This window comes from Acetobacter suratthaniensis (genome assembly GCF_017377745.1).
GTDB lineage: Bacteria > Pseudomonadota > Alphaproteobacteria > Acetobacterales > Acetobacteraceae > Acetobacter > Acetobacter suratthaniensis.
In genome coordinates this window covers 339,547-360,005 of record NZ_JAFVMG010000001.1, presented here as the reverse complement: position 1 = coordinate 360,005, position 20,459 = coordinate 339,547, and the positions used below count along the sequence as shown (strand labels likewise).

The following is a 20,459-nucleotide window of genomic DNA, read 5'->3' as shown; positions in this document are numbered from 1 at the left end:
AGGCCTGCGGCAAACCGCAAGCCTGAAAGTCTGAACGCCGTAACTACCGCCCTGCCCCGGATCATCCAGAAACAGGCAAACGGGCGGAGGCTGACACCTCCACCCGGTAACCCCGATCACGCGATCCCGACATATGCCGGGAACACGACAATCTTACTTCACTTCGACGGTCGCGCCGTTTTCTTCGAGAAGCTTCTTGATCTTGTCGGCTTCTTCCTTGTTCACGCCTTCCTTGACGGGCTTCGGAGCGCCTTCGACCAGATCCTTAGCTTCCTTCAGACCCAGACCCGTGATGCCACGGATTTCCTTGATCACGTTGATCTTCTTTTCGCCAGCGGCGGCCAGGATCACAGTGAACTCGGTCTGTTCTTCAGCAGCGGCAGCGCCAGCGCCAGCAGCCGGAGCGGCAGCAACAGCAACCGGAGCAGCAGCGGAAACGCCCCACTTTTCTTCAAGGAGCTTGGAGAGTTCAGCAGCTTCAAGAACGGTCAGAGCGGACAGTTCGTCAACGAGCTTAGCAAGATCAGCCATGGTTAGTCTTCCTAATATAAATACTGGTTAGCGGAACGCAACCCCCTGAACGAAGGCTGCGTGTATATCGTGAACACCCACCCCGAGGGGCGGCTGTTTTCAGGCGGCTTCGCCCGTCTTGGCATAGGCCCCAAAAACGCGAGCAAGCTGCGCGGCGGGTGCCTGCGTGACGGCCGCAATACGCGTTGCAGGCGTGGAGATAAGCCCCACGAGCTGCGCGCGCAGCGTGTCAAGCGACGGCAGCTCGGCCAGAGCCTTGATCCCGTTGGTGTCGAGCACCTGAGAACCAAGAGAACCACCAAGCACCACAAGCTTGTCATCGGTTTTGGCGAACTCAACGATCACCTTCGCCACTGCCACCGGGTCATCCGACCACGCGAGCGCGGTCGGGCCCTTCAGCAGCGGCGCGATGCCGCTGAACTGGGTCCCATCCAGGGCGAGAGTTGCCAGCCGGTTTTTAACGACTTTATAGTTCGCACCCGCTGCACGCACCTTGCGCCGCAGATCGGTCACGCTGGCTACGGTCAACCCAGCATTCTGGGTCACCACAACCATGGACGTCTGGGCGAAAACGGTGGCCAGAGAGGCGACTAAAGCCTTCTTTTCCGTACGGTCCAAATCCCGTCTCCTACTTGTTCCGTCCAGCTTGCGCCGAATGGAACGGGTTGCCCTTTGGGTGCTACGCATGCGCAACACCCGCTCGCCTGTCCTTGAAACGGAATCTGGGGCCACTGAAAAAATCAGCCTGCAACCAGCATCCCCGTCATACCACCCGCCAGCTTGCGCTGTTTAAGGCCGCCTAGCGACCGCGTGTAGTCTCGGACAGGTAACGGAAGACACCGGAGCATCTTCCATGCGTGCCGCCAGCCTCAGGCCAGCAGCACGACATTCTTATCTCAGACCGTGAAGGCCGAGACGTCAACCTGCACACCGGGCCCCATGGTGGAGGAAAGGGCGGCCTTCTTCATGTAGGTGCCCTTTGCGCCAGTGGGACGCGCCTTCTGCACGGCATCAACGAACGCACGTACGTTTTCAACCAGCTTGTCGGTGCCGAAGGAAGCCTTGCCAACGCCAGCATGGATGATACCGGTCTTTTCAGCGCGGTATTCAACCTGACCGGACTTAGCCGCTTCAACAGCGCCCTTGACGTCCATGGTAACGGTGCCGAGCTTGGGGTTCGGCATCAGACCACGCGGGCCGAGGATCTTACCCAGACGACCAACGAGGGCCATCATGTCAGGCGTGGCAATGCAGCGGTCGAAAGCGATTTCGCCAGCCTGCACCTTTTCCATCAAGTCTTCTGCGCCGACAACGTCAGCACCGGCAGCCGTGGCTTCTTCAGCCTTGGCACCACGAGCGAACACGCCAACGCGCAGGGTCTTGCCCGTGCCGTTGGGCAGGGACACGAAACCACGAACCATCTGGTCAGCATGACGGGGGTCGATGCCGAGGTTGAGGGCGATTTCCACCGTCTCGTCGAACTTCGCGGTCGCGTTTTCCTTCACGAGGGCGACAGCTTCATCCAGACCGTAGGCCTTGCCGGCGACAACCTTGGCCACCGCAGCGGTCAGACGCTTGTTCTTTGCCATATTCTCAGCCCTCCACCACATCGAGGCCCATGGCACGTGCCGAACCGATGAGCATGCGCACGGCGCCATCGATATCGTTCGCGTTCATGTCCTGCTGCTTCTGCTCAGCGATTTCACGCAGCTGAGCCATGGTCACCTTACCAACGGACGCGCTCTTGCCAACCGTGGAGCTGCCCTTGGAAATCTTGGCAGCCTTCAGCAGGAAGTACGTGTTCGGCGGGGTTTTGGTGATGAAGCTGAACGTGCGGTCCGCATAAGCGGTGATCACGACAGGAATCGGCATACCCGGCTCGAGGCCCTGGGTCTTGGCGTTGAACGCCTTGCAGAATTCCATAATATTCAGACCGCGCTGACCCAGCGCCGGACCAACCGGCGGAGACGGGTTGGCTTTACCAGCGGGAATCTGAAGCTTGATGTAGCCAACAACTTTTTTGGCCATATCCGGGACTCCTCTCTATTGAACCCGGACCGCGGTTCATACGATTCCACCTAGCGTTGCAACGCCCGGTAGAACCTCCCGCGTTCCGATCAGGAAAGGGGCGCTTACCGGTGGATACGCCCGCTGTCAAGTGGCTACGCCCTCCGGCCGCTCCCGCAAGGGGGGAAAACAGATACGAAAGCACGTGCCGCGTCCATCAGGCCCGCTTTCCACATGCACCTCTGCCTCGTGCAGATGCGCAATGGCGCAGACAAGACTCAGCCCCAGTCCGCTACCCGGCACATGGCGGCTTTTGTCGGAACGATAAAAGCGCGATAGCACGGCCTGCCGTTCTTCAGGGGCGATCCCGGCCCCTGTGTCGGTCACAGTCAGTTCCGCCTTACCACCCTGCCCGCTCACCCCCAGCATGATGCTGCCACCTTCAGGCGTGAACTTGATCGCATTATCCACCAGATTGGCCAGCAGTTCGATCAGCAGATGCCTGTCACCAAACACCTGCACGGGCGGCAGCGGCTTGAAGATAAGCAGGCGCTTGCTCTCCATCTCGGCAATGGGTTCGTACAGGTCAGATACATCCGCCACGAGGTCTCGGAGCGCCACCTGCCCGAACCCCGCCTTGCGCCGACTGTTTTCAAGTTCTGCAATCCGCAGCAACGCCGTAATGGTGCCCAGACACTGATCCAGATCATCCACAGCGCGGCTCATGGCGGCCTCAAGCTCATCTGGCCCCAAGCCGGCAGAAACAGCCCGCTCCAGCCGGGCGCGCACCCGTGAAAGCGGGGTGCGCAAATCGTGGGCGATGTCGTTCCCCACTTCGCGCATGCCGTCCATCAGTCGCTCAAGCCGGTCGAGCATGCGATTTACGCTACCCGCCAGCCGCTCCAGATCATCGCGCTCACGCGCGGCGGGCAGGCGTTCATGAATATCGCCCCCCATGATCCGGTCTATGGCCTCATGCATTTCCTTTACGCGGGAAAGGGCGCGGTGGCTGAGGACAATGCCCAGAAACAGCGCGAACAGGAAGGTTGGCACCGCCGCCACCAGCATGGCGTGGCGGAGCATGAGTTTTTGCTCGGCCAGCAGGTGAAAACTGCGCCCGAGCACCAAAATGGTGCCATTGGTCAGCGATACCGCCAGCAGGCGCAGCGGATAGGGTGCGCCCTCTTCAGGATAGATTTCGATATTATGCGGCTTGCCATCGGCTTTCAGCCCGTGCGGCCAGCTATGCAGATCACCCGCAATCAGGGCATGACCTGCATCGAACAGCCCCGCACTGCTGATGATCAGCCGCAGGTCTCCCGTGGCCCTGCGCCGGATGACATATTCCAGATGTTCAGACGACATCTGGGACAAAAGCTCGGCCTCGCCCTCAAGCAGTTCGGTGGAGCGGCGGGATTCCACTGCCTCCATCTGGGCATAGACAAGCCCGAACTGCATAACCATGACCCCCGCCATAGCGGCAAGCGCCATAAGCGTGATGCGAAAGGTGGCGGTACGAAAGAGTTCAGTCAGGAACACGCAACTGGAACCCCGTGCCGCGAATGCTCTGGATCAGCGGTTCCTCGCCGGAAGCGTCGATCTTGCGCCGTAGCTTGCCGATATGCACATCCACCAGATTGGTGCGGGGAATGAAGCGGTACTGCCAGACATCTTCCAGCAGCATCGAGCGCGTAAGCACCTGACCGGGCCTGCGCATCAGATATTCAAGCAGGCGGAACTCACGCGGGAGCAGTTCGATCTCGCGCCCGTCACGCCAAACGCGGCGTTCGATCAGATCCATTTCCAGCGGGCCGGTGCGCAGGCGGGTAGCCCGTACATCATCCGGCCTGCGCAGGAGCGCTTCCAGCCGGGCGACGAGTTCCTCCATAGCAAAAGGCTTGGTCAGGTAATCATCCCCACCCGCTTTCAGCCCGGATACCCTGTCATCCACCGCCGACAACGCCGACAGCACCAGAACCGGCGTGCGTACATCCTGCTGGCGCATGGTCTCGATAACGGACAGACCGTCCGTGCCAGGCAGCAGCCTGTCCACCACCATGACATCGGCCTCGCCCAGCAGGGCGGCCTCCAGCCCGGCATCACCCGTGGCCTCGCGCCGCACCCGAAAACCGCGCGCGCGCAGTTCCGCTGTTATTTCCTCGGCAATGGTGGTGTCATCCTCGATCAGAAGCACCATCCTGTCTTCATGCGGGCTTTCGGCAGAAAACCCGTTTTCAGGCAGTCCTTCGTCACGGACATCACCCTCATGCGGGAGAAATGTGGCGTCCTCTTTCGTCATGTCCATATCCCTGCTCATCCCAACCGTGATGCAGCCCCGTCCTGCGCCGTTCCAGTAAAATCGGTTTCAGACTCTTCCTCCGCCCCCGCCTGAGCGTCTTCCGGGGAGACTTCGAGGTCTTTCAGCCGTTTACCCACGGCCCGTGTCCGCCTGCGGGCCTCCTCAATCGAGAAGGACATGGCCTGAGCGTTTCTGGCCAGTTTTTCCAGCACGCCATCCATCCGCAGCATCTCCTGACGCGTGGCCCCCAAAAGCCGGGCAATGCTCTCGGTTCGTTCTTCCAGCGCCAGAGTGACATAGCCCAGATGAATTGTCCGCAACATCGCAGGCATGAGGGCAGGCCCCATGATCAGAACACGATACTGCCGCCCCACTTCATCCATCAGCCCCGGAATACGGGCCACCTCCGTGTACAGTCCGTCTGTAGGCAGATAAAGCACAGCGAACTCGACGGTTCGCGGCGGCATAATATATTTTGTAGCAATTTTACGTGCTTCGAGCTTCACCGTGGTTTCCAACGACTTGCGCGCGGCCTTTTCCGCCGAGGCATCACCAGCCTCTGCCGCGTTCAGCAGTCTTTCATACGCCTCGGTGGGAAACTTGCTGTCCAGCGGCAGCAGAGGCGGGCTGGCCGAGCGCACGGGCATCTTAAGCGCGAACTCCACCACATCCGCCCCGCTACCGAGCCTGACATTGCTCTCATACGAACCGGGCGGCAGCACATCATCCAGAATGGCGCGTAACTGCGCCTCGCCCCAGCCACCGCGGGTTTTGACATTACTGAACAGGCGCTTGAGATCGCTGATCTGGGCTGTCATGGCGCGTACTTCGCCCATGGCTTTCTGCATGGCGGCAAACTGTTCCAGCACGCGCTGGAAGGATGTCTGCATCTGCTTTTCCACCGCACTGTGGAGTTGCTCCGTCACGGCCTGCCGGATCGAGGCAAGTTGCTGGGCGGAGGTTTCCGCCAGGGCCTGCAAAGCCTCAGCCTGAGCCGCGCGGGCCTCCGCCTGCTCGCGCCCCATGGAACCTGACAGGGTGCCAAGCTGCTCGGCCAGTGCCGCGCGCATGCGCTCCGTTCGCTCTCCCATGCCGCGTTCGGTCTCAGCCAAAGCGCTACGCAGGCCCGCCGTTTCCGAACGCACCATAGCTACCTCGCGCTCGACCATTACATACAGGCGGGCCAGCAGATCGGCATCCGCGCCGCCCGAACGGCCACGCCCTACCAGCCAGCCCAGCACGCCCCCCAGACCCAGCGCGCCACACGCCACACACACAAGAACAATTATGGAACTCATGCCGCTGTTTTGTCGTATGTTCGGCTTGGGAGCAAGGGCCAGCCGCACCGACACATCACGGAAGGCACACCGTTTCGTGATGGCATGATTGTACCGCGAATGATATGGCCCATTCGTTACCAACAACAGAACCGCGCACCACAAGCGGCGGCACGCCAGACACCGGAGGAACATCCCTTGAACACGGCACAGCGTCTTCGTGGCATACTGGCGGGATCGGCGGGGAATCTGCTCGAATATTTCGACTGGTATGTTTATTCCTCTTTCACCATCTATTTCGCCCATGCCTTTTTCCCACATGGCAATGCCACGGCTGAACTGCTCAACGCGGCTGCGGTTTTTGCGGTCGGTTTTTTCATGCGGCCTGTTGGGGGCTGGATTTTGGGCGTGGCGGCAGACCGTTACGGCCGCCGCAGTGCGTTGACCATCTCCGTGCTGGCCATGTGCCTTGGCTCTCTCGCCATTGCCCTATGCCCGACTTACGCACAGATCGGCCTGCTCTCCCCCACCATTCTGGTCTGTGCCCGGCTGGCGCAGGGGCTGAGCCTTGGGGGCGAATATGGTGCCTCGGCCACCTATCTGGCTGAAGTCGCCACCCCGGAACACCGTGGGTTCTGGTCGGGCATACTGTATGTCACGCTGGTTATGGGGCAGCTGCTTGCGCTGGTGCTGCTGCTGTTCATGCAATATGTGCTGCTGACACCGGCCCAGATCGAAAGCTGGGGCTGGCGCATTCCTTTTCTTGTCGGGGCGGCGGGCGCGCTGCTGGTTTTCTGGCTGCGCCGGCATATGGACGAAAGCGAAAGCTTCAAGAAAAACCGCACCAAGGACAACAAGGGTGGTGTGCGTGTGCTGCTGCAATACTGGCGCGCGGTTGCAACCGTGTGCGGGCTGACGCTGGGCGGCACGGTGGCGTTTTACACCTACACCATCTACATGCAGAAATACCTTGCCAACACACTGGGTTTTCCAAAGGAAAGCGCCACACTCATTTCAGCGCTGAGCCTTGTGGTCTTTGCCGCCATGCAGCCCGTATTCGGCGCACTGTCAGACAGGTTTGGCCGCAAGCCGCTTTTGCTGTTCTTTGGGTTTGGGGCCACATTCGGCACGGTGCCACTGTTGGGTGCGCTCTCGCACGCCACCTCCGGCTGGATGGCGTTTGGGCTGATTGTGGCCGGGCTGTTTGTGGCATCGGGCTATACGTCTATCAACGCCATTGTCAAAGCCGAGCTGTTTCCTACGCGTATCCGCGCACTGGGTGTTGCTCTCCCTTATGCCCTGACAGTCTCGATTTTTGGCGGCACCACGGAATACATCGCCCTGTGGTGCAAGCAGGCCGGGCATGAACACTGGTTTGCCTATTATGTCTCTGCTGCCGCGGCCGTAACGCTGCTGACTGTCCTGCGCCTGAACATGACCGACCGCATTACCGCAGAAATGGCCACCCAATCGCAGCCGGACTGACAGGCCATAAAAGACCTTTGATAAGCCCTGAATTTGCCACATGCGCGCTCATACTGATGTCCATGACAGGAACGATGGAGCAGTCCCTTACTGCTCCGGGGAGATAAAATCAGATGCGCCGTTTGAAACAGATTCTGAGGGTGCTGCCCCTTGTTGCGGGGCTTGGCGCCGTCACGCTTTCCGCAGCACAGGCCCATCCGGGTTGGCATGGTGGTTGGGGTGGTGGCCCCGGCTGGCATGACCGCGGGGGCTGGGGCGGTGGTGGCCCTTACCGCCATCATGGCAATGGTGGCGCTATTGCCGGGGCGATCATCGGCGGGCTGGCGGTCGGCGCTCTTGCCGGGGCGGCCTTTGGTGGCGGGCCTGTCTATGCCGCACCGCCTCCTCCGCCCCCTCCGCCGCCGCCCATGTATATGGTGCCTGCGGTGCCGGTAGCGCCGCCTCCACCAGCCTATTACTACCCGCCGGGTGGCTATTACGCGCCGTGGTAAGGCCTGCGGGTGATACAGATGGCATAATGGCAATCAGCCCCCGGCCTGACAAAGTTCAGGCCGGGGGCTGATGTTTTTTGTTCACAGGCTACGGGCTGTTTCCATCACCGCATCCACGTGTCCATCCACCTTCACCTTGCGCCACACGGCGGCAACCTTGCCCTGTGCATCAATCAGATAGGTGCTGCGCTCAATCCCCATATGGGTTTTGCCATACAGGGTTTTTTCCACCCATACGCCATAAGCCTCGGTCACGCTGCCATCGGCATCGGAAGCCAGAGGAAATGTCAGGCCGTATTTTTCGGCAAACGCATCAAGCTTTTTAACCGGATCACGCGAGACACCAATAACCGTGATGCCCTCTGCCTCAAAGGCCGCCAACGCCTCGTTAAAACCGCAGGCTTCCTTGGTGCATCCGGGCGTATCCGCCTTGGGGTAAAAATACAGCACAAAGGGTTTACCCTTCATGTCCGCCAGTGCAACCCGGCGGCCCTTACTGGCCTCCATGCTGAAAGCCGGAGCCTGATCCCCCACACCGGGGCCTGTTCCTGTTGCTGTCGTAGTCATAACGTGCTCTCCCGCTGTTATGGTTTTTTCTCTGGATCAAGCGGGCCAACCAGCCGCCCGAAACACTGCTGCACGCCCCGCGCAAGGGCGCTGGATTTTTCGATCAGGGCGGCAAGGTCTGACATCCCCATCCCCCTGAGCAAGACATCGAGCGCCGTGGGAACCAGATCTTTTTCCAGATCCTGAGGGGGAACCGGCCCGCACAACAGGCGTAGCAAAGCCTGTAAACGGCGCCAGAAACCTTCAGCTTCGATCAGCGCCGCACCATCCTGCGCACTCAGTTCTCCCGCACGGATCAGACGCCCGAGAGCGAGACGGGTTTCCGGGCTGCGTGCAGCGGCGCGCCCTGCACAGAGCTGTAGAATCTGGGCGATAAATTCCACCTCCATCAGCCCGCCAGCCCGGCGTTTGACATCCCATATTGATGTCGGCGGCAGTTCCCGCGCGAGGCGGGTACGCATGGCACTGGCATCAGCCAGCAAGGTGGTGCGTGCAACCCGCTCTGGCCGGAGGGAGCCATCGAGAATACGGGCAAGATCGGCACGGAGCAGTCGCCCTATCGCCACAGGGGCCGACACAATGCGCGCGCGCGTCAGAGCCATGCCTTCCCATGTCCAGGCGGTTTCGGTGTGGTAGCGCAGGAACGCATCACGCGAGACAGCCACCGGCCCGGCTGCTCCCGAGGGACGCAGACGCATATCCACGGCGTAAAGCGGGCCTTCCGGGCCGGGCGCTGTCAGGGCGGCGATAAAGGTATGGGCCAGCCGCGTGTAATACGCACCAACCGCCAAAGACCGCGCCCGGCCCGGATCACGGACAGGCACCACACTGGCCTGAATATCCGGCGGGTGGCTATAGACCATCAGCAGATCAAGATCAGAGCCGGGCATCATTTCACGCGAGCCTGCCTTGCCCAGCGCCACCACCGCCATACCTCCGCCGGGCACCCGCCCGTAGCGCCGGATATGATCATGCTCCACAGCCTTGCGCAGCACGATCATGATGGTATCGGCCAGCAGGGTTCGGGCGTGCTCGGCGGCATCCTCGCTCAGTCGCCCTTCCAGCAGAGCGACTGACAGGCGGAACTCCTCACCCCGCAACAGGGGCCGCAGAACGGACAGAAGCCCTTCCACATCCTCGGCCTCTTCCGCCAGATGCAAAAGCCTGTCCACCACGCCGCGATTTTCCTCGGGGTCTGAATCCAGCAAACCCTCCAGAGCCGAAGGCGTATCGGCCAGATGGTCAGCCAGAAAAGCTGAGGCATCAAAAATGCTGGCGATGCGGTCGATCAGTTCCGGATTACGCTCGAACAGGCTGAGCAACTGCACCCCGGCATGCTGGCGCGTCAGCAGAGCATCGAACCGCCGCAGGCAGGCCAACGGGCTGCTGCGCTTGCCAAAGCTGGCCAGAAAGGACGAAAGCTGCGCCCGCAGGAGCGCATGGGCGCGCTCGGAGCGTAAGGCCCGCAGGCGGTTACCGCTCCAGCGCGCCAACACCTGCGAGGCTTCGGCAATTTCAGATTCAGGAAAACCGTGGCGCGCCAGCAACTCCGCCATCTGGTTGCCTTCGGCCGCACCTTCCTCAGGCACGGGCACCAGCACGCTCCCGGCCTCGCCCCCCTGATCGGGTGGCTGAATAACAAAATGCCGTTCAAAAATACGCCGTGCCTCGCGCATGCGCGGCAGCATATCCAGCGCCAGCGCCTCGCCATCGGGGTAGTTCATGAATGCGGCAAACGCCTCGAAACCTTCCTCCGTATCGGGCAGGCTGTGCGTCTGCTGGTCGGCACGCATCTGTAACCGATGCTCCGCATCACGCAGGAAGCGATAGGTGCGCGCGAGAATCTCGGCCTCCTCGCGTGGGAGCCTGCCCGAGCCGACAAGCTTTTTCAGCGCGCCAAAGGTGGTGCGCTCACGCAAAGCTGGCTCACGCCCCCCCCAGACAAGCTGGATGGCCTGCGCAATAAACTCGATCTCGCGGATACCACCCTGCCCAAGCTTGACATTATGGCCTAGCAGCCATGCGCGGCTGGCCGCCGGGTCTGCCAAAACAGCATCAGGCAGCAGAGCCAGATCCGTGCGCCCCGCCTTGCGGTAACGGTCGATACGGGCCTTCATGTCATGGATGTCGTCTATAAGCGTGAAATCAAGGTGCCGCCGCCAGATAAACGGGCGGATAGCCGCCATAAACCGCCGTCCCGCCGTCATATCTCCCGCCACCGGGCGGGCCTTTATCATGGCTGCGCGCTCCCATGTCTGGCCCAGACTTTCGTAATACAGAATGGCCGCCTGCACGGTCACCGCAGGGGGGGTGGAAGACGGGTCGGGCCTTAGCCGCAGGTCGGTACGGAAAACGTAGCCATTCGCATCGCGCGCTTCCATCAGGCTGACAAGATCGCTAGTCATACGCACAAAGACACGCCGTGCCGTGTCGGGCTGACTGTACACTGCGGGATCGTAAAGGACCACGAGGTCGATGTCGGATGAGAAATTGAGTTCCCGCGCGCCTAACTTACCCATGGCCAGCACCACCAGCCCGCAGCCCTGCGTTGGGCGTTCGGGATGAGGCAGCACGATCTGTCCGGCCTGATGCGCGCTCCACAGCAGATGCCTGACCGCCATATCCAGCGTGGTTTCGGCAAGGCGGCTCAGGGTCGCGGTGACCTCCTCCAAAGACCAGAACCCGCCCAGATCGGCCACGGCACACAAAAACGCCACGCGCTTTTTGATTTTTCGCAGGAAAGCCGCGACATCTTCCCGCCCCAATGTCGTGTCAAACGCTTCGCAGGCGGCAAACGCTTCTTCCGCGCAGCGTTCGGGCCCCTGTTCGAGCAGGGCGATAAAGCCCGCCACATCCTCGCGCGCAAGGTCGGACAGATACGGGCTGTTCCCTCCCAGGCTGGCCAGCAGCGCCACAGCACCCGGTGGCGCGAGGCTGCTGAGCGGCAGGCCGGCCTGTGTGGCCAGCGCGTGCATATCCTCGGAGAAAGCCTGCGCCGCCGGAAGGCTGGCCGGACGCGGCCAGTCCGCCCCCGGCCATGTTCGCAGGCTTTGCCCGCGTGGCTGGCGGACATCGCGAAAAAGAAACTGTTCTGCCTGTGTCATGAAAAGGCCTGTTGTGAACCCTACCCGTACCGTAACCTGTAAAGGCTTGCTGTGTTGATTACCCCCGGTCAAGAGACAGCCGCGCCAAAACGCTCCAAAACCTTACGCCGGGTTGTGGCTGTGGCCAGTGCCTGCGTGCTGCTGCCCCTGCTTTGTGTGGCGGCTGTTCTGGCCCGTGTTGCGTTTGCGCCGCTTGATATTGCGCCGCTGGCACGGCACTTCCTGCCGTTTACACTCATCCGTGATCCGCTCAGCCATAAGCCCGCAGCCCGACTGGATACGGGGGCCGTCATTCTGTCATGGCCGGTTCTGACACAGGGTACTGCCGCCCCCATTACCCTGACCCTGAACGATACCCGCCTGCTGGCAGCCGATGGTCATGAAGTCGCCCATGTCAACCGGGCGGACACAACACTGGACCCCTTTGCTCTGGTGCATGGCGGGCTTGACCTGCACACGCTCACCCTTAAAGGCGGCAGGCTATCCCTGCGCCGCACACGCCAAGGAACTGTGGGGCTGGATATAGACCTGCCCCAGACCAATAGCCCGCCAAACAGCATGGCGCTCGACCTGCGCATGCTCGGCCATGTGCGGGTTGATGACATCGCCATGACCCTGAACGATGCACAAACCGGCGCGGTATGGACACTCTCGCCCCTGCATCTGAACCTGAACAGCCATCGCGTGGGGCGTTACACCGGGCTGACCGGCACGCTGGCCTTCAGCCTTGCCGCCACAAGCGGTGGGGGCGATAGCAACACCGCCCCCACCCGCCTACAGGTCGATGCCCACAGCGAGCTGACAGACACGGGCGTAAACTGGCTGATACGGCTTGACGGGTTGAACCCCGCCACACTGGCCCCTGCCCTGTCCGCCACGCCAGACCCTGCGTTAAGCGCCATTGATATTCCGCTCAGCCTCAACGCCCGCCTGCGGCTGGCTCCCGGCCGCTCGAAGTGGCTCATGCCCGACACACTCGATATTCAGGCCAATCTTGGCCCCGGCCATGCGGTGGCGGCGGGTTCTCCTTTCATACTGGATCATGGTTCACTCGATATCGGGCTGGCACTCGATACCGCGCCCCCCAAAACGCACGGCCTGTCAGGCCCGCCCACGCTCACGCATGACATCCCCGCCCGCCTGACCCTGCGCGATGCCAGCCTGTTCCTGAACAACCCCGAAGCCCCGCACGATGCCACCCGCGCGCTCGAAGCCCATGCCAGCGGCTGGCTGGCGGTTTCAGACATTGCCAAGCCAAAACAGATCACCGGGCAGGTTGAAACCAGCATTCCCCGCGTAGCCTTTGCCGATCTGGGCCAGTACTGGCCCACACAGGCAGCCCCGGGGGGCAAAAAATGGGTCAGCACCAATATTCCCGCAGGCATCGCAACGGGCCTGAAAACCAGCCTGACCCTGAAAGGGGATGCAGGCTGGAACAGCCTTGATATATCGGGGGTGGACGGCAGTCTGGACGCCACAGGGCTGGAAGTGCACTGGCTGCGCCCCATCTCCCCCCTGCACGCCATGAATGCCCGGCTTGAAATCCATGATCTGAACAGCCTGACCATCACCTTCGATGGCGGCTACCAGCTTGTGGACAGGAAAGACAAGCATGTCGGGCTTGATGGCACCGGCCGGATCAAGGCCGGGCCGGGCAGCATGGTTATTACCGGGCTGAGCGATGCGATCCAGACCGGTATCATCCGCTCGAAACTGGAAGGGCGGCTGGAAGATGTTCTGGCCCTGCTGGCCGAACCACGCCTGCACCTGCTCTCGATCCACCCGATTGACATTACCAACCCGCGCGGCAAGGCCGTGCTTGAACTGGGGCTGAGCCTGCCGCTGATTGATCAGGTCACGGTTGATGAAATGACCATCACCACCCATGCTGATCTGAGCGCTGTCTCTCTGGGCAATGCGGTGGCCGGGCGCTCCATTACACAAGGGCGCTTCGGGCTGGACGCCACGGCGGATGGCCTGAACCTGTCGGGCAATGGCGTGGTGGGCGGCCTGCCCTCCACCCTGTCCTTTTATACGGATTTCCGGCATGTAGCCCCCAATGACCTGATGGAAAGCGCCCACCTGACCTCGCGCCTGACCCCAGCCACCCTTACCGCCGCAGGATACGACCCGGCGGATCATTTTGCTGGCAGCGCGGATCTGGATGTCGCCTACAAACAGACCGGCGACCGACACGGCATAATTGATGTCGCACTGGATATGGAACGCGCCCGTGTGCGTATTCCGCTCTGGCACAAAGCCGCCGGAAGCCCGGCACAGGTCAAGGCGAGCCTGTCCCTTCAGGCAGGCCGGATTACCGGGGTAGACCAGATCATGGCGACCGGGCCTGACCTTGACCTCAAAGGCAAGGCTATCATTCGCCCCCGCCAGTCTCCCGAACTGGTGGTATCCTCCTTCCATATCGCACGCTCAAGCGGCCGGGCGCAGCTTTCCCTACCCGGCCCGAAAGACCCGATGATTCATGTGGGGGTCGATGCCGATACGCTTGACCTCTCGCCCCTTGTCAGCGGCGATCCGAGCGACACCAAAAAACAGCCCGCCCCCGAAAAAGACACTGGCTACCACGTGCCTGAAGCCGCGACAGGCCGCCTGCATGGCAGCCCCGGCCGGGCTTGGGCCATCAACCTGAAAGCGCGCACGCTCTGGTATTCCACCACCCACGACGCCCTGCATGGGGTTGATGCCTATTTCGAGGATAACGGCAGCAGGCTCGAGGCCATGCGTTTTACCGTGCAGGAACCCACCCCCATCACCATGAACCTGACCCCACAGGGCAGCAAACGCGCCCTCCATGTCAGTATTCCCGACATGGGGGCTTTCATGGCGGCTTTTGGTATCCTGCCCGATATCAAGGGGGGGCATGCGATCCTGAATGGCACGTTTGACGACAGCCACCCCAGCGCACCGTTCTCAGGCCAGATTGACGTGACACCCTTTACCCTGACCAAGGCTCCCACGGCCTTGCGGGTTGCACGCAATATCTCGCTCTATGGCTGGCTGGCGGCACAGGATACGGCCAATTTCCAGATCAACCGCATGTCCATGCCCGTAACATTTCAGGATGGCGTGCTGACCATCCACGATGGCAGCACTGGCAACACAGCTCTTGGCGCAACCCTCGAAGGCACGGTCGATCTCGACCACAACAGCATCGACCTGCATGGCACCGTGGTGCCAATTTTCGCGGTCAACACCATGCCGGGCAAGCTGCCGGGTATTGGCAAGCTGTTCAGCCCGGAAAAAAATGGCGGGCTGCTAGCCGTAACCTTCGGTATTGCAGGCAAGCTGAACGACCCCAACCTGCACTTTAACCCCTATTCCCTGCTGCTGCCCGGCCTGTTCCGCCGCATGTTCTAAGCCTTCATGCGCCACGGCGCAGGCATAGGCCCTTACTTGGCGGCGGCACCGGCCCTGCGGTGAAGCATGTCTTCGAACGCCTTGAAAATCTTGCGCATCTGCGGACTTTTATAGGGGAAAAGGGTCGCATCATCCGCATCATGGATGACCAGCGCATTGGAGAGTTCAAACACCAACAGTTCGCCCTGCTGGGTTTCAGCGCAGTCAAAGCCCACATAATCCAGCCCGAAACGCTCATGAATAGCGGACAGGGCGGCGGCGTGCCTACGGGCAAACCCTTCATCAAACCCGGCCATAGCGGCGGCCTCCTCTGCCCGGCGCTCGGGGTGTTCCTTCATTTCCGGGTAGGGGTAATGCACCATCCAGTGCTGCGAGATACCCATATGGGCAAGGAAGGGTTTGCCGTCGATCTGCACCACGCGGTATTTGCGAAACAGCCCGTCTGGTGAAGCATAGTTGATAAAATTGGCAGCGAAGAAATCATTCCCCTCCACTTTTTGCAGATAGGCGGCAATATCGCTCAGGCTTTCAATCTTGCTCAGATTGATGCCGCCATGCCCCCCCTGCGGGCGCAGGATAATGGGAAAACTGATCTCGCCCGGACGGGTCTTCTCAAGTGCTGCCCGATCCGCCCGCCACGTGGTGGCCATGCACAGGCCCGGCGCACCGCGCAGAACCTCAAACGCCTCAGCCCGTGAAAGGGCCGGAATACGCTCGGGCGGGTTCAGCACCGGACGTGGCCAGTTTTCAAGATACCGGCCAAGCTGCGCCAGTGTTGCGCAATGGGTATCGGCCTCGCCAATCGCTACAAACAGCAGATCATGATCGGGCAGGCGCGTGGGCCACGGCAGGCCCGGCCCGACATACAGCACGTCAATCGTCATGTCCGCATGTTCGAGAATACATTCAAACGGCACGTTGGCGGTAAAATCGCCCGGTATCTTGACCACCAGCAGACGGGTGGCACCCGCCTGCCCCTGCGCCACGCGGAACACCTGCTGGCGGGCCAGCGCCACACCCAGCGTTTCCAGCCCGCCCTCGCGCTGGAAGCAGAGCTGCTGGATCAGGGCAAGATCAAGCAGGGCGTAGACATCATCATCACGCTCGTAACGGGCAATGAGTTCAGGGGCCAGACCGGTAATATCCTCACGGGCCAGAGCCGCCCGGAACAGGGGGGCCAACCCCATAACCGGCGGTGGCGATGCCAGTTCTGCACTCTCGCACAGCACGGGAGCGCCACCGGCGCCAAGGACAGAGAGATCAGGCTCGGACATAGCAGAACGTCACCATTATTTTAAAAAACCAAGAAAAACACTAGCATGAAACAGAAAAGCCTGACCACCGCACCCGCCGGAACAAACCCGGCCAGCAGCGTATTGGTGGAACATGCCCACGCCCTTTAGCGAGCGTGGCGCTGACTGGGCAGGTCATCCGCCGCCATCGCCCCTTCAGACATATCAAGCCCGCTGCCGGGCGCGGAAACGGCGGCACCCTGCCGCTGTCCGTCCGCGGATAACGGTGTCGCAGACTGAGCGGCGGCGCGGGCCTGCGCCTCTGCGTCCGCATCATCGCGGTCTGCCACACTTTCCAGCAGGCGCACGGTCTGTGGCAAACGGCCATGCGCCGTGGCACTCAGGCCGCCAGCCTGCACGAGGGCGCGCAGGGTTTCATCGTCCTCCTGCCAGCCGGTTTCCAGACCATTGCCACTGATCCGGCCTGCGGGGTTTAGGGTCAACGCGTGCCCGGCTGGCAAGGCCACAGGGCCGCGCCAACCCCGTGTTGCGGACACCACCCCGGCGGCATCAGCCCCAGCACAGGGCTCTGTAGCTGTCAGGGTTACGGTTTCGGTCGTAACCAGCGCCTGCGCCAACCCCATGACTGCGGCATGGGCCTTTCTGCCGGGGCTTTTGCCCGACACCCTGCTGACAATTCTGCCCGGAGCCTCAAACACCGTGCCAGAGGGCACAACCACAATGGCGCGCACATCCGACAGAGCAGCCACGGCAAGACAGACCGTCACCCCGGCCCCACCCGCAGCCTCCGGGGTAGCATTGGCTTGCTCCCCACCACCAAACAGAAAAACCGATAAAAACAGCGGCAACAGGGCGCTCCACCGCAGCAATGGCCTGCCTGTGTTCATACCCTGTCCTCCTTCATGCTCCTGTTCGTCTGTCACCCGTTTTTCACGGATGGGCAGGGGCCTGCGCGGTAAACCCTGCCGGACTCTCAAAGACCTGATCGGGCTGCGGCGTGCGGCTGACACTGATGGCACGCACCATAATCCGCCCCTGCTGCACCACCTGAAGCAAAATACCATCAGCCGTATAGCAGGCATCGCCTTCATGCCCCTCCGTATCCACGGTGCGCCATACCTGACAGGGCTCCCCCGCCACCACAGACTGCCCGACCCGCGCATACACGCCAGAGGCCGGATGCTGCCCCGGCAGCGTCAGATCCTGCTGGCCGGGCATGGGCATGGTGCTGATACGCCTGCGGCTTTCATCCACCACGTTCAGGGTGCGATTTTTCCATGTTGTGACCATGTAAACGCTGCCTCCTTCAGGATCGAGGCGCTGTTTCAGGCCCGCCGCCTGCCAGCGCATCCGCTGTCGGGCAGGAGCGACATCCTCCTGCGCGGGGGTCAGCACATAGGTCACATCCGCATCCACGGCGGGGGTTACGTAAGGGGCATCAGGCTGTGTGGCGGGTTGCGCACCGACCGTATCGGGCTTTGCGCTCCCTACGGAAACAGGCTGCGCCCCTGCCGCCCCGGCTCCACCCACCATAATGGCCAGCAGACACGAAAGCCCACACCCGATCCGCATCAAGTGCGGTGTCCTGTCCATCATCATGGGTGATCTCCTTCGCTGCCCTGAGGCGCAGTGGTGCGCTCCGGGCTTGCGGGCGCACCGCTCAGTGGCCCACGGCCCCCACCTTGCGCACCGGGTTCATGCTGGGGGCTGACTTCCTGAAAACCCGCAGGAGGCTGAAACGCGCTGGATGGCACCGGCGCGTAGGAAACACTTACAGCCTGCAGGCCACCATTAAGCCCATCCACATCCACACCGTCCTGACTGAGGACAAGCCCTTCATCCGTTACACAGGCATGCGCACCACCCTGTGCAGAATAAGCCTGCCACAGCGTGCAGGGCTGCCCGGCCACAGTCGCTGTTCCCGCACGGGTAAACTGCATGGACAGATCAAGCAGGAACGGGTTGCGCACGCTCTCACGCTCGGTCAGCCGGGTGTAAACGCGCCCTGCATCGAGCACCACCAGCACCTCCTGCGCCGCCCGGTTGATAATAACCGCGCCACGCGGAGGGCTACCGGCATCGCCCGTCAGGTAATTGATGCGCAGCAGCCCGCCATCACCCGCATACAGCACCTGCACATAGCGCACCTGCACGGGCTGTTTGGGCGGGCCGTTTTCACGCAGGTCCTGCTCCGTTGGGCGGGGTTCGAAACGGTAGGTGATCGTGGCATCGCGCTGGGGAGTGAGCGGGGGGTGATCCGCTGTTTCCTGCGCGGCCCATGCGGGGTTGGCTACAGCCATCATGGCCGCAAGCATGGTCATACCGAACAACCCCAGACGACACGTACCATGCCCCATCAGCCCCGATGAGCGTGCAAAAATCCTGTTCATGATGGTGGCTTTACTCCCCTCTCCGGGCCGTGGCCCGGTCTTGCGCCATGCTCCTGCGCCGCCCTGCCGTGCGGCATATCTCAGAGATGGCGTATCTCGTTCTCAATCATGTCCGTATCAAGGTCATCGCGCCAGCGGGGCTGCATGTCCACCGCACGGGCCAGAGTAGCCTTGTAGTCCGCTGCCGGAATTTCCTCGCCCCCGAACCGGGTCAGATGGCTTGTGCCAAACTGGGTATCCAGCAGGATAAACCCGCAAAGACGCAGCCGGGCAACCAGATGCACCAAGGCCACCTTGGAAGCATCGGTGGCGGTGCTGAACATGCTCTCGCCAAAAAACGCGCCGCCCAGAGCCACACCATACAACCCGCCCACCAGCACCCCATCAAGCCTGCACTCAACGCTATGGGCAAAGCCCATCTCGTGCAGGGCGCAGAAGATACGGGTAATGGGCGTGTTGATCCATGTGGTTTCGCGCCCCGGCGCGGGTGCTGCACAGCCGCGCATGGTTGCGGGAAAATCCGTATTCACACTCACCGCGAAACGCCCGGACAGCACGGTGCGGCGCAGGCGCCGGGGCAGATGAAAACCATTGAGCGGCAGAATGCCCCGTGGGTCGGGGTCATACCAGTTCAGGCTGTCGGGATCTGCCTCATCCGCCATCGGAAAATATCCGGCAGCATAGGCCCCCAGCATCATCTCGGGCGTCAGTTCTGCGGGCATGGGCTGCCGGTTCCTTTCCGCCTTGGTTGCGCGCCGTTCAGGGCTGATCGGTTATGACCTCGGCCCCGGCCCTGTCCAGCGCCGCCGCCACATCCGGCGGGGGTGCGTGATCCGTAACAAGACGGTTCACGCGGCTCAAGGGTGCTACGTCAAAAATGCCGCGTCTGGCCAGTTTGGAGGAATCGGCCAGCACGGTCACTTCCTCTGCCCGTTCAATCATGGCCTGAGCGATTTCCGCTTCCTGTGCGTCAAAATCCATGATCGTGCGTGTATCCATCGCCCCGATAGTCAGAAAAACATGTCGGGCATGAAAACGCTTGATCTGCTCAAGCACTAATGGGCCGAGCGTTTCGCCCGCATCCGGGTTGCAGGCTCCGCCCAGCAAAAACACCCTATGCTCGGCATGGCTCGAAACGATGGAAGCAATGCGCCATGAATTGGTAATGATAACCAGCGCAGGTGCCTGTACCAGCGCATGGGCAAGAGCCAGTGTTGTGGTACCCGTATCGATAAAGACAGAATCCCCTGCATCAAACAGGGTTGCCGCACGGGCCGCGATACGCCGCTTGGCCTCGGCATTATCCGCCATACGCAAGGCAAAGGGGCCTTCTGCCTGGGGTACAAGCTGGGTCGGGGCCATGCCGGGGCGTGCGCCACCATGCACCTTGCGTAAACGCCCCTGCCCGTCCAGCGCGCTCAGGTCTCGCCGGATTGTCTCGCGTGAGACATCAAGCTGGGTGGCCAGCATCTCTACACTGACATCGTGATGCTGCTGCACGAGTTTGACGATCCGGTTATGCCGGTCTGCTGGTTTCACAAAATCTCCCGCGCATTGCTGTATATGGCCACGATACCTGACAGACCCGGATTGTCCGCCCCACCCGCGCCCATGTCAATGTCCACAAAATGACCGAACGGGCATAAGCTGCCCACATACACCCCATAATAGGGCAAT

At 61.6% G+C, this 20,459-nt stretch carries 18 protein-coding genes; 3 read left to right on the top strand and 15 right to left on the bottom strand.

The window, feature by feature from the left end; genetic code table 11:
• Positions 1-153 precede the first annotated feature (153 nt).
• The 7 genes from rplL to J2D75_RS01675 all read right to left on the bottom strand — a co-directional run bounded on the left by rplL (position 154) and on the right by J2D75_RS01675 (position 6,135).
• Positions 154-531 carry a 50S ribosomal protein L7/L12 gene (gene rplL, locus J2D75_RS01705; RefSeq protein ID WP_207852130.1) on the bottom strand — a complete coding sequence of 126 codons (378 nt, stop codon included), beginning with the start codon at positions 529-531 and terminating at the stop codon, positions 154-156.
• 99 nt (positions 532-630) lie between these two features.
• Positions 631-1,149, bottom strand: a complete 519-nt coding sequence (gene rplJ, locus J2D75_RS01700; protein ID WP_207852128.1) for a 50S ribosomal protein L10 — start codon at positions 1,147-1,149, stop codon at positions 631-633.
• Positions 1,150-1,427: 278 nt separating this feature from the next.
• A complete protein-coding gene (gene rplA / locus J2D75_RS01695) occupies positions 1,428-2,120 on the bottom strand; it encodes a 50S ribosomal protein L1 (protein WP_207852126.1) in 693 nt (230 codons plus the stop codon).
• Positions 2,121-2,124: 4 nt separating this feature from the next.
• Positions 2,125-2,559, bottom strand: a complete 435-nt coding sequence (gene rplK / locus J2D75_RS01690; RefSeq protein ID WP_207852123.1) for a 50S ribosomal protein L11 — start codon at positions 2,557-2,559, stop codon at positions 2,125-2,127.
• Positions 2,560-2,685: 126 nt separating this feature from the next.
• Positions 2,686-4,077, bottom strand: a complete 1,392-nt coding sequence (locus J2D75_RS01685) for an ATP-binding protein (protein ID WP_207852122.1) — start codon at positions 4,075-4,077, stop codon at positions 2,686-2,688.
• Positions 4,064-4,735 (bottom strand): response regulator transcription factor, encoded by a 672-nt coding sequence (locus J2D75_RS01680; protein ID WP_243428435.1) that lies wholly within the window; start codon positions 4,733-4,735, stop codon positions 4,064-4,066. Before J2D75_RS01680 ends, J2D75_RS01685 begins: the two co-directional genes overlap by 14 nt.
• Positions 4,736-4,851: 116 nt before the next feature.
• Positions 4,852-6,135 carry a DNA recombination protein RmuC gene (locus J2D75_RS01675; RefSeq protein WP_207852118.1) on the bottom strand — a complete coding sequence of 428 codons (1,284 nt, stop codon included), beginning with the start codon at positions 6,133-6,135 and terminating at the stop codon, positions 4,852-4,854.
• 177 nt (positions 6,136-6,312) lie between these two features.
• Here J2D75_RS01675 and J2D75_RS01670 point away from each other — a divergent pair, with 177 nt between their 5' ends.
• The gene (locus tag J2D75_RS01670; protein ID WP_207852116.1) at positions 6,313-7,599 is read left to right on the top strand and encodes an MFS transporter; all 1,287 of its coding nucleotides are present in this window, start codon (positions 6,313-6,315) and stop codon (positions 7,597-7,599) included.
• Between the two features lie 113 nt (positions 7,600-7,712).
• Positions 7,713-8,090 carry a hypothetical protein gene (locus J2D75_RS01665; protein ID WP_207852114.1) on the top strand — a complete coding sequence of 126 codons (378 nt, stop codon included), beginning with the start codon at positions 7,713-7,715 and terminating at the stop codon, positions 8,088-8,090.
• An 81-nt stretch (positions 8,091-8,171) separates the two neighbouring features.
• On the opposite strand, the gene bcp is transcribed toward J2D75_RS01665, so the two are convergent.
• The gene (gene bcp, locus J2D75_RS01660) at positions 8,172-8,657 is read right to left on the bottom strand and encodes a thioredoxin-dependent thiol peroxidase (protein ID WP_207852113.1); all 486 of its coding nucleotides are present in this window, start codon (positions 8,655-8,657) and stop codon (positions 8,172-8,174) included.
• Positions 8,658-8,674: 17 nt separating this feature from the next.
• Entirely contained in the window at positions 8,675-11,761 is a 3,087-nt protein-coding gene (locus tag J2D75_RS01655; protein WP_207852111.1) for a bifunctional [glutamine synthetase] adenylyltransferase/[glutamine synthetase]-adenylyl-L-tyrosine phosphorylase, read from the bottom strand.
• A 54-nt stretch (positions 11,762-11,815) separates the two neighbouring features.
• On the opposite strand from J2D75_RS01655, the gene J2D75_RS01650 reads away from it, so the two are divergent.
• Positions 11,816-15,139, top strand: a complete 3,324-nt coding sequence (locus J2D75_RS01650) for an AsmA-like C-terminal region-containing protein (protein WP_207852109.1) — start codon at positions 11,816-11,818, stop codon at positions 15,137-15,139.
• A 32-nt stretch (positions 15,140-15,171) separates the two neighbouring features.
• Here J2D75_RS01650 and J2D75_RS01645 read toward each other — a convergent pair whose 3' ends face one another.
• The 6 genes from J2D75_RS01645 to J2D75_RS01620 all read right to left on the bottom strand — a co-directional run bounded on the left by J2D75_RS01645 (position 15,172) and on the right by J2D75_RS01620 (position 20,321).
• Complete coding sequence (locus J2D75_RS01645) at positions 15,172-16,413, bottom strand: ATP-grasp domain-containing protein (RefSeq protein WP_207852107.1); 1,242 nt, start codon at positions 16,411-16,413, stop codon at positions 15,172-15,174.
• Between the two features lie 125 nt (positions 16,414-16,538).
• Positions 16,539-17,279 (bottom strand): hypothetical protein, encoded by a 741-nt coding sequence (locus J2D75_RS01640; protein ID WP_207852105.1) that lies wholly within the window; start codon positions 17,277-17,279, stop codon positions 16,539-16,541.
• Between the two features lie 43 nt (positions 17,280-17,322).
• On the bottom strand, positions 17,323-17,991 hold the full coding sequence (locus J2D75_RS14400) for a hypothetical protein (protein WP_243428384.1): 669 nt from the start codon (positions 17,989-17,991) through the stop codon (positions 17,323-17,325).
• Entirely contained in the window at positions 17,988-18,782 is a 795-nt protein-coding gene (locus J2D75_RS01630; protein WP_207852103.1) for a hypothetical protein, read from the bottom strand. Before J2D75_RS01630 ends, J2D75_RS14400 begins: the two co-directional genes overlap by 4 nt.
• An 80-nt stretch (positions 18,783-18,862) precedes the next feature.
• On the bottom strand, positions 18,863-19,504 hold the full coding sequence (aat, locus tag J2D75_RS01625; protein ID WP_207852101.1) for a leucyl/phenylalanyl-tRNA--protein transferase: 642 nt from the start codon (positions 19,502-19,504) through the stop codon (positions 18,863-18,865).
• Positions 19,505-19,541: 37 nt separating this feature from the next.
• Positions 19,542-20,321: a DeoR family transcriptional regulator gene (locus J2D75_RS01620; protein ID WP_207852099.1), complete on the bottom strand. Its 780-nt coding sequence runs from the start codon at positions 20,319-20,321 to the stop codon at positions 19,542-19,544.
• Between the last annotated feature and the right edge of the window lie 138 nt (positions 20,322-20,459).

Coding starts and splice junctions, on each gene's coding strand:
- rplL (WP_207852130.1), bottom strand. CDS start 531: ATGGCTGATCTTGCTAAGCTCGTTGACGAACTGTCCGCTCTGACCGTT.
- rplA (WP_207852126.1), bottom strand. CDS start 2,120: ATGGCAAAGAACAAGCGTCTGACCGCTGCGGTGGCCAAGGTTGTCGCC.
- rplK (WP_207852123.1), bottom strand. CDS start 2,559: ATGGCCAAAAAAGTTGTTGGCTACATCAAGCTTCAGATTCCCGCTGGT.
- J2D75_RS01680 (WP_243428435.1), bottom strand. CDS start 4,735: ATGGTGCTTCTGATCGAGGATGACACCACCATTGCCGAGGAAATAACA.
- J2D75_RS01675 (WP_207852118.1), bottom strand. CDS start 6,135: ATGAGTTCCATAATTGTTCTTGTGTGTGTGGCGTGTGGCGCGCTGGGT.
- J2D75_RS01665 (WP_207852114.1), top strand. CDS start 7,713: ATGCGCCGTTTGAAACAGATTCTGAGGGTGCTGCCCCTTGTTGCGGGG.
- bcp (WP_207852113.1), bottom strand. CDS start 8,657: ATGACTACGACAGCAACAGGAACAGGCCCCGGTGTGGGGGATCAGGCT.
- J2D75_RS01655 (WP_207852111.1), bottom strand. CDS start 11,761: ATGACACAGGCAGAACAGTTTCTTTTTCGCGATGTCCGCCAGCCACGC.
- J2D75_RS01645 (WP_207852107.1), bottom strand. CDS start 16,413: ATGTCCGAGCCTGATCTCTCTGTCCTTGGCGCCGGTGGCGCTCCCGTG.
- J2D75_RS01640 (WP_207852105.1), bottom strand. CDS start 17,279: ATGAACACAGGCAGGCCATTGCTGCGGTGGAGCGCCCTGTTGCCGCTG.
- J2D75_RS14400 (WP_243428384.1), bottom strand. CDS start 17,991: ATGATGATGGACAGGACACCGCACTTGATGCGGATCGGGTGTGGGCTT.
- J2D75_RS01630 (WP_207852103.1), bottom strand. CDS start 18,782: ATGAACAGGATTTTTGCACGCTCATCGGGGCTGATGGGGCATGGTACG.
- aat (WP_207852101.1), bottom strand. CDS start 19,504: ATGCCCGCAGAACTGACGCCCGAGATGATGCTGGGGGCCTATGCTGCC.